This window comes from Acidovorax sp. GW823-FHT05D11 (genome assembly GCF_058795695.1).
The window spans coordinates 3,786,218-3,798,754 of sequence record NZ_CM179502.1 but is presented as its reverse complement, the minus strand read 5'-3'; the positions used below and the strand labels follow the sequence as shown (position 1 = coordinate 3,798,754).

Genomic DNA, 12,537 nt, shown 5'->3' with positions numbered 1-12,537 from the left:
CACGAGTGTCGTTGCGATGGCCGCTTCTACGCATCGGGACTAATGCCCGGTAGGGAAAAGTCCCGGGGGTTGAGCCGGGGGCTCGATTCAGGCGGGCAGCAGCCGTGTCTGCGCCGGCTCCAGGCCAATGCCCACGGGGCTGCCGGCCACGAACTTGGATGCGCCCAGGTGGTGCGGCTGGTCCACGGCCACGGACTGCGTCCCCACCCGGACCTGGTAGCGCGTGGCCTCGCCCAGGAACTCGCTGGATTCGACGATGCCGTTCATCCAGACGTAGCGCATGTCACTGCGCGCCGCCGCGGCATCGATCTGCAGCGCATGCGGCCGGAAGCTGAGTACCGCCCGTCCGCTGGCCGGGGCATGGCCGTGCGCGGGCACCTGCAGCCGTCCCACACCCTCGATGTCGAGGGTGACGTCATGCCCGTCGCGGGCTTGCACCGTGCCCTGCAGCAGGTTCATGGTGCCGACGAAGCCGGCCACGAACTCGTTGGCAGGCAGGTCGTACAGGTCCTGGGGCGTGCCCACCTGCTGCACCACGCCCTTGTCGAGCACCGCCATGCGGTCGGCCGTGGTCATGGCCTCTTCCTGGTCGTGCGTGACGAAGATGGTGGTGATGCCCAGGCGGCGCTGCAGCTGCAGCAGTTCCTGGCGCATCTGTACGCGCAGCGACTTGTCCAGGTTGGACAGGGGCTCGTCCAGCAGCAGCACCTGCGGCTCGATCACGATGGTGCGCGCCAGCGCCACGCGCTGCTGCTGCCCGCCGGACAGCTGGCCCGGCCGGCGCCGGGCAAAGCGCTCCAGGCCCACGGTGGCCAGCGCGGCCTCGACCTTGCGGACCTGCTCGGCCTTGGAGACCCGGCGCTCCACCAGGCCGAAGGCCACGTTGTCCCAGACGCTCAGGTGCGGCCACAGCGCATAGCTCTGGAACACCATGCCCACGTTGCGTTGCCAGGGCGCCATCCCGGTGACGTCGCGCCCGTCGATCAGCAGCTCTCCGTGCTGGTGCTGGTTGAAGCCGGCGATCAGGCGCAGCAGGGTGGACTTGCCGGAACCGGACGGCCCCAGCAGCGCAAAGAACTCGCCCGGCCTGATCTCCATGTGGATGTCCTTCAGGACTTCGTTGCTGCCATAGGCCAGGCGGATGCCGCGGCATTGGACACTGATTTTTTTCATGGTGCTTGTCTCCAATCGGGGGGAAGGGCAGGGCTCAGGTGCGTACCGGAGCAACTTCTGCGGGGAGGATGGGCAGGGGAGGCAGGTCTTCATCGACCGGCCGCTGCTTCAGGCGGCTGCCGGTGCGCTCCACGATCACGTGGGAGGCATAGGTGCCGATCGCGACGACCGCGATCGCCAGAACGCCCAGTGCCGCGCCAGGGCCACGGCCGGCGATGCTCTGCATGTACAGGTAGATGCCATAGCTCATGGGCGCCTGCGACTGCGAGGAGGTCAGCAGGATGGTGGCCGACAGCTCGACCGCCGCCGTGATGAAACTGGTGACGAAGCCAGCCAGGATCCCGCCCGCCATCAGCGGCACGACGACGCGCCGGATGGTGCGCATCTTGGTCGCGCCGAGGCTTTCGGCGGCCTCCTCCAGCGAAATGTGCACCTGCTGCAGCGCGGCGACGCACGAGCGCAGGGCATAGGGCAGCCGGCGCACGGCATAGGCAATCATGATCACCACCCAGGTGCTGGTGAGCAGCACGTCGGTGCCTGGCACCAGGACACCCTTGAAGAAACGCAGGTAGCCGATCGCCAGCACCAGCCCCGGCACGGCCAGCGCCGCCGTGGCGATCCAGTCCAGCCACTGGCGGGCCGGCAACCGGGTGCGCATGATCAGATAGGCGATGGTCGTGCCCAGCAGCACGTCGATGCCGGCCGCCATGCCGCAGTACAGCAGGGTGTTGGAGATCATGCCGCCAGCGTCCTGGAACACGGTGGCGTAGTGGGCCGCCGTGAAGCCGTCGGGCAGCGGGGCGAAGCTCCACACGGAGGCGAACGACAGCAGCAGCACGCCGATGTGGGGGGACAGCGTCAGCAGCAGGATGAAGCCGATCCACGCGTAAGCCAGCACCGTGCCCAGCGGGGAAAGCCTGCGGCGCTGGATGGCGCCGCCACCCTTTTGCGTGGTCGCATAGTCCTTGCCCTTGAGCACGCGGGCCGACAGCGCCATGGCCGCGATCGAGAAGGCAATCATCAGCACGCTGATGACGTAGCCCAGCGGGTCGTCGATGCCCACCTGGGTGATGCGCAGGTAGGCCTGCGGCGCCAGCATGTTGGTGGTGCCCAGCACCAGCGGCGTGCCCAGGTCGTCGAACACCTTGACGAACACCAGCGACGCCCCCGCCACGAAGCCGGGCATCGCCAGCGGGAAGATGACCCGGCGGAACAGGCGCCAGCCGCGGCAGCCCAGGTTCAACGCCGCCTCCTCCATGGCGCCATCGATGTTCCGCAGCGCCAGCGTCAGGTTCATGAGGATGAAGGGGAAGTAATGCAGCGCTTCGACGAAGATCACGCCGTTGAGGCCGTCCATGATCGGAACCGTGAAACCCAGGTGCTGCTCGAGCAGCAGGTTCACCGTGCCCGAGCGGCCGAAGATCAGCTGCATCGCCACCGCGCCGACGAAGGGCGGCATGATCAGCGGCAGCACCCCCAGGGTCTGGATCAGCAGCGCGCCGCGGAACTCGAAGCGCACCGTGAAATAGGCCAGCGGCACGGCGATCAGCGCCGCCGCGATCGTGGCCATGGTGGCGACGTAGAGGCTGTTCCAGAAAGCCTCGGTCATCAGCGGCTGGTGGAAGAAGGCCGCGAAATGGCCCAGGGTCAGGCTGCCGTCGGCGTTGACGAAGGCCGAGAAGAACACCCAGGCGACGGGCAGCACCAGGAACAGCAGCAGGAAGGCCAGCACCAGGCCGGCCGCCAGCCAGGCGCCCGGCCGGGCCAGATGGAAGATGCGCGACATGAGTGGTCCTTTACTTGGCAAGGGCCCGGGCTTCTTCGGCGAGCTGGCGCGCCATCCGGTAGTTGTCGAGCGCCTTGCTGTTCCAGCCGCCTTCGGTGGCCGTCACCTCCCTGTTGGTGTCCGCGTTCTTCTTGTTGGACGTGAACAGGTTCAGGAACGCCGGGTCCTTGGCCATGGCCTCGGTCACGGGGGGCGTGAAGGCCAGTTCGCGCGCCCGCCTGACGCGGTTGGCGGCCTCGGTGTTGGGTTTTCCGGCCAGGGCTGCCTCGGCCTGGTGGATGGCCAGCGTGGCCGCCTGCAGTTCCTTGTGGCGGAAGGTGATCACCTGGTCGAACAGGGCGGTCACCACGTAGTAGCGCGCGGCGGACAGCTCGGGATCGAACTTCACCTTGGCGCGCTTGGCGACTTCGAAGGCGTTGGGGTAGCCGGCGGGCATTTTCATCTTGTCCGGCGGCAGCACCGGCAGGCGCGCCAGCTGCGGGAGCGTGAGCAGTTCCTGTCCTTCCCTGGACAGGGCGAAGCTGATGAAGCGCCGCGCCTCGGCCGGGTTCTTGCCCCCGCTGATGAGCGCAATGTTGGCTGGCACCACCGCGGTGACCGACGGGTAGGCGAACTCCACCGGAAAGCCCGAATACTTGCCGCTCAGGCCGAAGAAGTCGATCACCAGGCCGATGCCGAACTGTCCGTTGTTGACGCCGTCGGGCACGCCGAAGCTGCGTTCGGTGATCGCGGCCGAGTTGCCGGCAATCTGCAGCACCTGGTTCCAGCCCTTGTCCCAGCCCTCGCCCTGCAGGATGGCCTCGATCGTCAAGTGCGTCGTGCCCGAGCGGGAGGGCGAGCTCAGGGCCACGTGGCTGTGGTAGACCGGCTTGGTCAGGTCCGCCCACTCGGCGGGCGTGGGAAGCTTCTTGGCCGCGAGGTAGCGGGTGTTCCACATCAGCCCATAGCCCCCCAGGGCCTGGCCCAGGTAGAAGCCGTCCGGATCGTTGATGGGATAGCCGGCGATGTCCTTGGGCACCGCGGGATTGGCGAGGTCCGGAATGCGCTCGAGCAGCTTGCCCTTGCCCAGCACCTCGAACGCATCGGGCGCCGACGCCCAGAACACTTCGGGGCGCTGCCCCGCGCTGAGTTCGCGCACATAGGCCACGCCGGCCGTGGTGCTCTTGTTGAGGATTTCCAGCTTGATGTCGGGATGGGCCTTTTCGAAGGCGGTCTTGTAGGCCTGGGTCAGTTCCTTGGGAAAGGAGGTCACCACCGAGACGGTGCCGGCCTGGGCCCAGGCAGCGAGCAGGAATGCCGCCAACGCGGCAGTTTTGAGAATGGGGCGGATTGTCACGGATGTCTCCTTCAACGTTATGCGCGGCGGGTGCCGACAGGTCTTCTTGGGTCGGGTGAATGCTCCGCCAAAACCGGCAAGTGCGTCCAATCAGACTTTGTGATGCGCATCATCAAGCCGTGCATGCGCCTGGTGGTGCCGGGCGGCGGGCCCGCCGGGGGATATCCGGGAAAGTCCCAGGCCGGCGCGCCCTGCCACGAGGGCGCCACAGGCGCGTTGCCTCCCGCGAGGCCACGCTGATCCTGGGCATCAGAAATGGTGATTGGATTCCCGCCCGCGCATTCCGTAGGCTTCGCCCGGCTCGATATGGCACGGGCCCCACGGCCTGCCACCGCATCGGCGTATCCATACCTACCACTGGAGACCTCCATGAAGATGAACAAGCTATTGCTCAGCGTCTGCTTTTCGCTGCTGGCACTGACTGGCAACGCTGCCCTGGCCAAGGGCGAGGCGCCTGCTGTCTACCTCGATGCCGCGCAACTCGATTCCACCCGCTTCATGGCGCCGCCCCCACCCGCGGAGGTGGCGGGCAAGGAGATCGAGCTGATGCTCGAACTGCAGCGATTGCGGACACCCGAACAGGCGGCGAGGTCGGTGGCCGATCTGGAGCAGAGCGTGTTCCGGTTTGCCGATGTCATGGGCCCCAAGTTCACGGAGCAGGGCCTGCCCCTGGTCGCTGCCTTCTTCAAGCGGCTGTACAAGACCGAGAGCGGCTTCAACAAGCAAGGCAAGGAGCTCTGGAAGCGCGAACGTCCGCCCGTGGTGGACAAGCGCCTGCAACCGGTGGCCAAGTACTCGCACAGCGGCTCGTATCCGAGCGGCCATGCCGCCTTCGGTTTCCTGACCGGCATGGCGCTGGCGGACATGGTGCCCGAGTGGCGTCCGCAGATCCTGGCGCGCGCCAGGGAGTTTGGCGACAACCGGGTGCTGGGCGGGGTGCACTACCCCAGCGACGTGGAGGCCGGCAGGCAACTGGCCGTGCTGATCGCCGCATTGGCGCCGCAAAACCCCAGCTACCGCGCCGACTTCGAGGCCGCGAAGGCTGAACTGCGCCGGGTGCTCGAACTGCCCTGAGCGCCGGCCGCCCACATCGCCGCCGCTGCGATCCCCGCAGCGTCCCCCCCGCCACACCGCGCCACCACCGCCATCGATCTGCATGCACACCGCATGCAGTGGCGCAGCGCGCCCGGCGTGGCTTCACAAGACCCCAAGGATTTCCACCATGCACAGCAACATTCACAAGTCGCTCCTCCTCGCCGCCGCGCTCGGTGCCACCGCCGTGCCCGCGCAGGCCCAGTCCTCCAACCTCACGCTGTCCGGCAAGCTGGACCTCGGGATCGGCAAGAACATCGGCGCCACGTCCAGTGAAATGCTGGACGGGGCGGGCAGCCGCCTGGCCTTTCGCGGCCAAGAGGACCTGGGCGGGGGCTGGCACGCCGCCTTCGGGCTGGAGCACCGTTTCTCGCCGGACACGGGCCAACCCGCCAATCCGAACATCTTCTGGCAGGGCTACTCGACCCTGGGCATCGGGCACGCCGCCTGGGGCACGGTCAACCTGGGCCGCCAGTACACCGCCGCCTACTCCACGGTGCAGAACGTGATCGATCCCTGGGGCGGCGACACCGTGGCCCAGCTGCGCACCGCATGGCGTGGCGGCATCTCGAAGACCCGTGTCTCCGACTCCGTGCGCTATGACTTGCGGCGCAAGGACCTGCACATCGCGGTCTCGTCCGCCGAGGCCCAGCAGGAGGCTTCCAACGCGGGGCCCCGCCGTCCGTTCTCGGTCGGGGCCAACACCCACGTCGGCCCGGTGCTGCTGGCCATCGGCTGGGAAGACCCCGCCCATGCGGACGACCACCTGCTGAGCCTGGGCGCGGCCTACAAGGTCGGCCAGGCCCGGCTGGCCCTCGGCCTGGCCCGGGGCGTGACCACCCGCAATGACGACTTCAAGTCCATGCTGCTGGGCGTGACCTACGGGGTGGGGGTGGGCGAAATCAAGGCCGGCTTCGTCACTGCCAAGACGCGCAAGCCGGATGGTTCGCTGCGTTCGGAAGCCCGCAAGTTCGGCATCGGCTACTTCCACCACCTGTCCAGGCGGACCTTCCTTTACACCAACGTGGCCCGCGACAGCAAGGCGGCCACGGAAAAGCTCGGCTACGACGTCGGTCTCCAGCACAACTTCTGAGCGTCAAGGGCCGGCACTGCCCGCAAGGGCGCTGCCGGCCAGCCGCCGCATTCCGCAACCCTTCCAGGAAGCTTCACCCATGACCACGCTTGCCGTCTCCCCCTTGAGCGGGGCCGCCGCCTCGCGCCGCGACCGCCGCGCCAAGATCGTCGCCACCCTGGGCCCCTCCAGTTCCGACGCCGCCACGATCCGGGCCCTGTTCGACGCCGGGGCCGATGTGTTCCGCCTGAACTTCAGCCACGGAAGCCATGCCCAGCACCGCGCCAGCCTGGAGATGATCCGGCGGATCGAACAGGAGCGTGGCCGGCCGATCGCCATCCTGCAGGATCTGCAGGGCCCCAAGCTGCGCGTCGGCACGTTCGCCGATGGTCCGGTCGAGCTGCGGGCCGGTGCGCGCTTCAGGCTCGACCTGGAAGACCGCCCCGGGGACGCCAGCCGGGCGCCACTGCCGCACCCCGAGATCTTCGCGGCCCTGGTCGCCGGTACGGACCTGCTGCTCGACGACGGCAAGCTGCGGCTGCGCGTGACGGCCTGCGGCCCCGGGTTCGCGGACACCGTGGTCATGGCGGGCGGGACCCTGTCCGAGCGCAAGGGGGTCAACGTGCCCTCGGTGCTGCTGCCGATCTCGGCGCTCACGCCCAAGGACCGGGCCGACCTGGCGTTTGGCCTGTCGCTGGGGGTGGATTGGGTGGCGCTGTCCTTCGTCCAGCGCCCCGAGGACCTGGACGAAGTCCATGCCATCGTGCAAGGGCGCGCCGGTGTGCTGGCCAAGCTGGAGAAACCGGCGGGGATCGACGCCCTGGACGCGATCATCGCGCGGGCCGACGCGATCATGGTCGCGCGCGGCGACATGGGGGTGGAGCTGCCGGCAGAGCAGGTGCCGCGCATCCAGAAGCGCATCGTCGGCGCCTGCCGTGCCGCCGGCAAGCCGGTCATCGTCGCCACGCAGATGCTGGATTCCATGGTCCATGCGCCGGTGCCGACACGCGCCGAGGCCTCCGATGTGGCGACGGCCGTCTACGAGGGCAGCGATGCCGTCATGCTGTCGGCCGAGTCGGCCTCTGGCCGCTACCCGCGCGAGGCGGTCGCGATGATGGGCCGCATCATCCGCGAGGTGGAGTCCGATCCGCACTACCGCGAGATCGTGGAAGCCTCGTCGCGCGCGCTGGGCGACAGCGTGGCCGATGTCATTTGCCAATGCCTGCGCACGGCGGCGGCACTGCTGCCCATGGCCGCCATCGTGACCTACTCGCGCTCAGGGGCGACGGCGCTGCGTGCGGCGCGGGAGCGGCCGGCCGCTGCCGTGCTGAGCATCACCCCGGACATGCACATCGCCCGCCGCCTGGCGCTGGCCTGGGGCATCCACTCGGTCCATGCCGATGCGCCGGTCAGCGGCGTGCCCGAGCTCGTCGAGCAGGCCCGCCGCGTGGCGCGCCAGGAGGGCATTGCCCGGGACGGTGACCAGCTGTGCATCGCCGCCGGTACGCCCTTCGGCGTCGTGGGCAGCACCAACTTCATCCACATCGCAAAGGCTTGAGCACCATGACAGCCATCAAGGACATTCACGGCATCGAGATCCTGGACTCCCGGGGCCACCCCACGGTGGCGGCCACGGTCGTGCTCCAGGACGGCAGCAGCGGCTTTGCGGCCGTGCCTTCCGGGGCCTCCACCGGGTCGCGCGAGGCGGTTGAGCTGCGCGACAGGGACATGCGGCGCTATGGCGGAAGGGGTGTCGCCCTGGCGGTGTCGCATGTCAATGGCGAACTGCGCCAGGCGTTGCGTGGCATGGACGCCAGCGACCAGGGGGCGCTGGACCGGCACATGATCGCGCTGGATGGCAGTGCGGACAAATCACGCCTGGGTGCCAATGCGATCCTGGCGGTTTCGCTGGCGGCCGCCAAGGCCCGGGCCGCGCAGCGCAAGCAGCCGCTGTACCGCGCGCTCGCCACTGGCGGCGTGGCGCCCCAGCTGCCGGTGCCGATGATGAACATCATCAATGGCGGGGCGCATGCCGACAACAACGTGGACATCCAGGAGTTCATGATCCTGCCCGTGCAGGCGCCCAGCTTCAAGGAGGCCTTGCGCCAGGGCGCCGAGGTGTTCCATGCGCTCAGGAGCCTGCTCAAGGCACAGGGCAGGACCACCGCGGTGGGCGACGAGGGCGGCTTCGCGCCCGACCTGCCCTCCAACGCCGCCGCGCTGGACATGATCCTGGCGGCCATCGAAACGACCGGGCTGCGCGCGGGCAAGGACATCTGGCTCGGCCTGGACGTCGCCAGTTCCGAGCTTTTGCACGAGGGCCGCTACGAGCTGGCTGGGGAGCACAAGGCCTACACGCCGGCCGAGTTCGTCGACTACCTGGCGCAACTGGTCGCGCTCTACCCCATCCTGTCCATCGAGGATGGCCTGGCCGAGAGCGACTGGGAGGGCTGGGCGCTGCTCACGCGCAGGCTCGGCCAGCATGTTCAGCTGGTGGGCGACGACCTGTTCGTCACCAACACCGCGATCCTGGAGCGCGGCATTTCCGACGGCGCGGCCAACGCCATCCTCATCAAGCCCAACCAGATCGGCACCCTCAGCGAGACGCTGGCCGCCATCGACATGGCGGCGCGCGCCGGGTTCTCGGCCGTCGTGTCGCACCGCTCGGGAGAAACCGAAGACGTCACGATCGCAGACCTGGCCGTTGCCACCCGCGCGCGCCAGATCAAGACCGGCTCGCTGTGCCGTTCCGACCGCGTCGCCAAGTACAACCGCCTGCTGGCGATCGAGGAAGAGCTGGGCAGCGCGGGTGTCTATGCGGGCGCCGGGGCTTTCCCCGTGCCGGTTCGGCCTTGACCGCGAAGCGCCTGCACGCAGGGGCGCTTCGCCCACTGTCCGCCGGGGCTCAGCCCTGTCCCAGTTCGGCGATCAACTCGATTTCCACGCAGGCACCCATGGGGATCTGCGCCACGCCGAAGGCGCTGCGTGCATGGACGCCGTTTTCGCCAAAGACCTGGCCCAGCAGCTCGCTGGCGCCGTTGGTCACCAGATGCTGTTCGGTGTAGTCGCCCGTGGAGTTCACCAGGCTCATCAGCTTGACGATGCGCCGCACGCGGGTGAGGTCGCCGCCGCAGGCCGCCTGCAGGGTGCCCAGCAGGTCGATGGCCACCGCGCGGGCAGCCTGCTTGCCTTCGTCGGTGCCGATGTCGCGGCCGAACTGCGCCACCCAGGGCTTGCCGTCCTTGCGCGCGATGTGGCCGCTCAGGAACACGAGATTGCCCGTCTGCACGTAGGGCACGTAGGCGGCCGCGGGCACCGACACGGGGGGCAGGGTGATGTTGAGTTCCTTCAGCTTGTCGTAAACGCTCATGGTCTTCCTCGGTATGAAGTCAGTGAAAGGGATGGTGGGACGGCCGGTGCGGCGCTGCCGGCCATGCTGGCGGCACCGGGGGTGGCCGCGAGTGTTACACAGCCCGGTGCGCGGAATCCAGCGGCAGCGGCCCTGGCGCCGCATTAGCATCAGCCCATGCCCGCCATAAGCACCACTAATGCGATTGCGCCAGTCCCTGCGGGCACGGTCGGCGCGGGCGCCGCGGCCCCCGTGCCCTGGCTGGTGCCCGCATTGTTGCTGGGAGCGGTATCGGGTGCCGCGCTGCAGTTGCAGCAGCCCGCGCTGTGGCCCGCGGCCGCCTATGCGGCGCTGCTGGTGGTGGCATGCGCGCTGGGGTGGTGCGCGCGCGCGGTCCACGGGCGCCCTCGTGCGGCGGCGGGGCGCGGGGCCCGCGCGGCGGCCACCGTGCTCGCGCTGTGCGCCGGTGCGCTGGCGATGTTCGCGGGGGCCGGGCTGCGGGCCGTGGACTACATGGAAGAAGGCCTGGCGCCCGCGCTGGAAGGGCAGGACATCCGTGTCACCGGCGTGGTGGCCGCCATGCCGCAGGCCAACGAGGCCGGAACCCGGCTGCGCATGGACGTGCAGGCCGCGCGCCTGAACGGCTCCCCCGTGGCCCTGCCCACGCGCATCGAGGTGGCCTGGTACGGGGGACCGTTCCTTGATCCCGGCGGAGCGGTGGACCTGCAGCGCCAGCCGCCCGCCTTGAAGGCGGGTGACCGCTGGGTGCTGACGGTGCGGCTGAAGGCTCCGCACGGGCTGCGCAACCCGCACGGGTTTGACTACGAACTGTGGATGTGGGAGCAGGGGGTGCAGGCCACGGGATATGTGCGCGCGGGCCCCAGGGATGAGCCTCCGGTGCATCTGCAATCGACCTGGCGGCATCCCGTGGAGCGGCTGCGGCAATCCGTGCGCGACGCGATCCTGGACCGCCTGGCCCGCGACGTGCACGGCGACGACCCCGCCCGCGCACGCATCGCGGGCGTGGTGGCGGCTTTGGTGACGGGTGACCAGCGTGCCATCGACCGTGCCGACTGGGACGTGTTCCGCGCCACGGGCGTCGCGCACCTCATGAGCATTTCGGGCCTTCACATCACGCTGTTCGCATGGCTGGCCGCGCTGGCGGTGGGGGCGTTGTGGCGAAGGTCCACGCGGCTGTGCCTGGCGGTGCCCGCGCCGTCCGCCGCGCTGGCCGCCGGGGTGGCGCTGGCCGCGGCGTACGCCATTTTCAGCGGCTGGGGCGTGCCTGCGCAACGCACGGTGACCATGCTGGGCGCCATCGCCCTGCTGCAGCTGTGCGGCCGCCGCTGGCCGTGGCCGCAGGTGTGGCTGCTGGCGTGCGCGGCCGTGGTGGTGGCGGACCCCTGGGCGCTCGCGCAGGCAGGCTTCTGGCTCAGCTTTGTCGCCGTGGGTATCTTGTTTGCTACTAATTCAGTAGCTGATGGCGCTTATCCATCAAGCGCCAGGCAGCGTTTTCATGCCTTGGTGCGCGAGCAGTGGGTGGTGACGCTGGCCCTCACGCCCCTGACCCTGCTGCTGTTCGGCCAGGTGTCCGTGGTGGGCTTTGCCGCCAATCTGGTGGCGATTCCCTGGGTCACCCTGGTGGTCACTCCGCTGGCACTGGGCGGGGTGCTGTGGCCGCCGCTCTGGAGCCTGGCCGCCTTCGGCCTGCAGCCGCTGGCGGTACTGCTGCAATGGCTGGCGCAGTGGCCCTGGGCCGTGCTCCACATGCCCGCGGCGCCGCTGTGGGCCGGCGTGCTGGCCGTGGCCGGGGGGGCGCTTCTGGCCGCGAGGTTGCCCTGGCGTCTGCGGTGGCTGGCCCTTCCGCTGCTGTGGCCCGCGCTGTGCTGGCAGCCCGCGCGGCCGGCGGCGGGACAGTTCGAATTGCTGGCGGCGGACATCGGCCAGGGCAATGCGGTGCTGGTGCGCACCGCGACCCACACCCTGCTGTACGACGCAGGGCCGCGTTTCAGCCGCGAAAGCGACGCGGGCCACCGCGTGCTGGTGCCGCTGCTGCGGGCGCTGGGCGAGCGCGTGGACGTGCTCATGCTCAGCCACCGCGATGCCGACCACACAGGCGGCGCGGCGGCGGTGCTGGCCCAGCAGCCGGGGGCCGAACTCACTGGTTCGATCGAGGCTGAGCACATGCTGCAGGCACTGCGCCCCGTCAGGCCCTGCGTGGCGGGCCAGCGGTGGACATGGGATGGCGTGTCTTTCGAGGTGCTGCACCCGGGGGCGCAAGACGCCGCCGCGCCCACCGCCCGGCCCAACGCGCTCAGTTGCGTGCTGCGCATCGCGGCCGCCGCAGAAAAAGGGGAAAGGGGCTCCGTCGCGCTGCTGGCCGGTGACATCGAGGCCGCCCAGGAGCAGGCCCTGCTGGCGCGGGGCGCCGCGGTGCAGGCCGACGTGCTGCTCGTGCCCCACCACGGGAGCAAGACCTCGTCCTCGCCGGCGTTTCTGGAGGCCGTGGCACCGCGCACTGCTTTGGTGCAGGCGGGCTACCGCAACCGCTTTGGCCACCCTGCGGCCGAGGTGCTGCAGCGCTACCGGGAGCGGGGGATCCGCGTGGTGGAGTCGTCCCGCTGCGGGGCTGCCGCGTGGTCGTCGGCGCAACCCGCGCGGGTGGCGTGTGAACGCGACGTCGGCGCGCGGTACTGGCAGCATCGCATGGCACCGTGGCCGGAGTGATC

The 12,537-nt window shown here is 69.4% G+C and carries 9 protein-coding genes; 5 read left to right on the top strand and 4 right to left on the bottom strand.

The annotated features are described in order from the left end of the window. Nucleotides 1–87 precede the first annotated feature (87 nt). Genes AC3RCE_RS17485 through AC3RCE_RS17475 form a run of 3 tightly spaced genes read right to left on the bottom strand, consistent with a single transcriptional unit; the run spans nt 88 to nt 4,289 of the window. Nucleotides 88–1,173: an ABC transporter ATP-binding protein gene (locus AC3RCE_RS17485; protein WP_218295441.1), complete on the bottom strand. Its 1,086-nt coding sequence runs from the start codon at nt 1,171–1,173 to the stop codon at nt 88–90. Between the two features lie 34 nt (nt 1,174–1,207). Further along, a complete protein-coding gene (locus tag AC3RCE_RS17480) occupies nt 1,208–2,959 on the bottom strand; it encodes an ABC transporter permease (protein WP_218295440.1) in 1,752 nt (583 codons plus the stop codon). Between the two features lie 10 nt (nt 2,960–2,969). Then, complete coding sequence (locus tag AC3RCE_RS17475) at nt 2,970–4,289, bottom strand: ABC transporter substrate-binding protein (protein ID WP_492255402.1); 1,320 nt, start codon at nt 4,287–4,289, stop codon at nt 2,970–2,972. Nucleotides 4,290–4,664: 375 nt separating this feature from the next. Here AC3RCE_RS17475 and AC3RCE_RS17470 point away from each other — a divergent pair, with 375 nt between their 5' ends. The 4 genes from AC3RCE_RS17470 to eno all read left to right on the top strand — a co-directional run bounded on the left by AC3RCE_RS17470 (nt 4,665) and on the right by eno (nt 9,315). Further along, entirely contained in the window at nt 4,665–5,369 is a 705-nt protein-coding gene (locus AC3RCE_RS17470; RefSeq protein ID WP_218340205.1) for an acid phosphatase, read from the top strand. 148 nt (nt 5,370–5,517) lie between these two features. Next, complete coding sequence (locus AC3RCE_RS17465) at nt 5,518–6,480, top strand: porin (RefSeq protein WP_369642911.1); 963 nt, start codon at nt 5,518–5,520, stop codon at nt 6,478–6,480. Between the two features lie 79 nt (nt 6,481–6,559). Further along, nucleotides 6,560–8,017 carry a pyruvate kinase gene (pyk, locus tag AC3RCE_RS17460; protein WP_492253580.1) on the top strand — a complete coding sequence of 486 codons (1,458 nt, stop codon included), beginning with the start codon at nt 6,560–6,562 and terminating at the stop codon, nt 8,015–8,017. Between the two features lie 5 nt (nt 8,018–8,022). Beyond that, on the top strand, nt 8,023–9,315 hold the full coding sequence (gene eno, locus AC3RCE_RS17455) for a phosphopyruvate hydratase (protein WP_492253579.1): 1,293 nt from the start codon (nt 8,023–8,025) through the stop codon (nt 9,313–9,315). A gap of 49 nt (nt 9,316–9,364) precedes the next feature. Here the strand turns inward: eno and AC3RCE_RS17450 are convergent, their stop codons facing one another. After that, entirely contained in the window at nt 9,365–9,829 is a 465-nt protein-coding gene (locus AC3RCE_RS17450; RefSeq protein WP_218295435.1) for a RidA family protein, read from the bottom strand. A gap of 156 nt (nt 9,830–9,985) precedes the next feature. Here AC3RCE_RS17450 and AC3RCE_RS17445 point away from each other — a divergent pair, with 156 nt between their 5' ends. Beyond that, nucleotides 9,986–12,535: a DNA internalization-related competence protein ComEC/Rec2 gene (locus AC3RCE_RS17445; protein ID WP_492253578.1), complete on the top strand. Its 2,550-nt coding sequence runs from the start codon at nt 9,986–9,988 to the stop codon at nt 12,533–12,535. The last annotated feature ends 2 nt before the right edge of the window (nt 12,536–12,537 follow it).

What these genes read in the sequence shown, in the direction of transcription:
- AC3RCE_RS17485 (WP_218295441.1), bottom strand. Translation starts at nt 1,173, where the DNA reads ATGAAAAAAATCAGTGTCCAATGCCGCGGCATCCGCCTGGCCTATGGC.
- AC3RCE_RS17480 (WP_218295440.1), bottom strand. Translation starts at nt 2,959, where the DNA reads ATGTCGCGCATCTTCCATCTGGCCCGGCCGGGCGCCTGGCTGGCGGCC.
- AC3RCE_RS17470 (WP_218340205.1), top strand. Translation starts at nt 4,665, where the DNA reads ATGAAGATGAACAAGCTATTGCTCAGCGTCTGCTTTTCGCTGCTGGCA.
- AC3RCE_RS17465 (WP_369642911.1), top strand. Translation starts at nt 5,518, where the DNA reads ATGCACAGCAACATTCACAAGTCGCTCCTCCTCGCCGCCGCGCTCGGT.
- pyk (WP_492253580.1), top strand. Translation starts at nt 6,560, where the DNA reads ATGACCACGCTTGCCGTCTCCCCCTTGAGCGGGGCCGCCGCCTCGCGC.
- eno (WP_492253579.1), top strand. Translation starts at nt 8,023, where the DNA reads ATGACAGCCATCAAGGACATTCACGGCATCGAGATCCTGGACTCCCGG.
- AC3RCE_RS17450 (WP_218295435.1), bottom strand. Translation starts at nt 9,829, where the DNA reads ATGAGCGTTTACGACAAGCTGAAGGAACTCAACATCACCCTGCCCCCC.
- AC3RCE_RS17445 (WP_492253578.1), top strand. Translation starts at nt 9,986, where the DNA reads ATGCCCGCCATAAGCACCACTAATGCGATTGCGCCAGTCCCTGCGGGC.